Annotated in this window: 1 protein-coding gene; it reads left to right on the forward strand. The window is 76.7% G+C overall.

All coding sequences use genetic code 11. The features are described from left to right. Positions 1-249: hypothetical protein (locus ACZ3HG_RS24460; protein ID WP_465335077.1), on the forward strand; the 249-nt coding region annotated here is incomplete at both ends.

Below are 249 nucleotides of genomic sequence, written 5' to 3' on the forward strand. Positions count from 1 at the left end.
GCTGGCTGCAGCGGTGGGCCGGCCGCTGGTCACCCTGGCACCGGAAGACCTGTGCCTGGCCGCCTGGCTGCGCGACGACCGGCTTCCCGGCGAGACCGCCGTGCTGCGCCTGGATCGCAGCGCCCGCTGGCTGCTGCACGGCGAGGGCCCCAGCCACGCCTTGCCCGAGGTCAGCGCCCGCGGCGGGCACCTGGCCCTGCTAGCGCACGCCGCGCCCTTGCTGAAACCCCTGCCGCGTCGCCTGCTCCT

Source organism: Erwinia sp. PME.40.26/001, assembly GCF_055556675.1.